This window comes from Bartonella sp. AD328YNZD (genome assembly GCF_042196425.1).
Genome location: NZ_JBHIQG010000302.1, coordinates 1 through 1,273 on the forward strand (window position 1 = coordinate 1; position 1,273 = coordinate 1,273).

Genomic DNA, 1,273 nt, shown 5'->3' on the forward strand with positions numbered 1-1,273 from the left:
CCCCATCAAGGACAATAGTCCCCATGGTATGTCCACATTCTCCATCCCCACAAGAGCTAAAAAAGGACGACTCCTAAAATGCCGTAAAACAGCACTTCCTTCAAAAGGAGGGAAAGACCAAAAATACAATAAAACGCCACCCGCCACCACGGAATATCGAAGCGCTTGGAAACCTTATAAATACACATAACGACAACAATAAAAAGGTAGAAAAACACCAACAACAGCAAAAAAAAACAAATCGTTCGACATCACATACCCCTCACAGCAAGCACATTAAAGATCACACCCATGGAGAAGAAAAACACCCCCTACTTTAAGAACCAAGCCCCTAGAACACGCGCACGCCTTACACCCTGATAAATCAAAGGAGAAAAAAATCCAACAATAAAGGGCAACACCCTCTCATCCGAGAACCAAAGCCAGCTCAACCCTAGATTCTCTGCTCCCAGACGGGTAAAACAAAGGATTGGTGCCAAAATGCAGAAAAACAGCACAAAATTCAAAGCACGCAACAACCTCTGTAACACCGTATCACCTTGCTCGCGTATAAAGAACCCCAAGAGCACTTTCAACAATACAGACAAGAGCAAAACCTTTAAGAATACCGCCCTTATGCTATCCATATCCCTGACACCCACAGCAGCAAACCACAGGATAAAGCCCATCATGCAACAAAACATAACCGCCTTCAAGAAAACTTGCCAAGCAACAGGCATACTCTTGACGCCCAGATGCACCAAACCAAGGACAGTTGCAAAAATGCAAGAAAATACCGCCCCCTTCAAGAGCAGCTCTCCGTCAACAGCACGACGGCCCACGCCCACATAAATAAAACCAAGGTAGGTGGCAAGAGCGCCATAAAGCACCACCCATCTCCAAAACATCCACCCTGTAACAGAGCGACGCTTGGCAATCTTATAAATAAAAATCAAGGCAACAGCAAAAAAGCAGAAAAACCCAAAAAAGCAGAAAAAACAAGGCAACAGCAAAAACATCACATTGTTCGACATCAAATACCCCTCACAGAAAGAACATCAAAGATCACGCCGGTGGAAAAGAAAAATGCTCATTTTTTTAAGCCCCCCAACAGTACACGCACACACCATACCCCTCTCCAGAGCAAAAAAAGGAACAAATCCAACACTGCTCACAAACACCCCATTGTTCAAGAACCCCCCATTGTTCAAGAACCCCCTATCGTTCAAGAACCAAAGCGTGCTCCAGCCCATATGCTTGGCTCCCACATGTGCCAACCCAACAACAGTGCCAA

At 45.1% G+C, this 1,273-nt stretch carries 3 protein-coding genes; 2 read left to right on the top strand and 1 reads right to left on the bottom strand.

What is annotated here, in order from left to right; genetic code table 11:
• The coding region (locus tag ACFIO3_RS10945; protein WP_375704454.1) for a hypothetical protein at positions 1–190 on the top strand (190 nt) is incomplete at its 5' end.
• Between the two features lie 121 nt (positions 191–311).
• On the opposite strand, the gene ACFIO3_RS10950 is transcribed toward ACFIO3_RS10945, so the two are convergent.
• On the bottom strand, positions 312–1,013 hold the full coding sequence (locus tag ACFIO3_RS10950; RefSeq protein WP_375608162.1) for a hypothetical protein: 702 nt from the start codon (positions 1,011–1,013) through the stop codon (positions 312–314).
• Between the two features lie 39 nt (positions 1,014–1,052).
• Between ACFIO3_RS10950 and ACFIO3_RS10955 the strand changes: the two genes are divergently transcribed.
• Positions 1,053–1,273: hypothetical protein (locus ACFIO3_RS10955; protein WP_375704455.1), on the top strand; the 221-nt coding region annotated here is incomplete at its 3' end.

Coding starts and splice junctions, on each gene's coding strand:
- ACFIO3_RS10950 (WP_375608162.1), bottom strand. CDS start 1,013: ATGTCGAACAATGTGATGTTTTTGCTGTTGCCTTGTTTTTTCTGCTTT.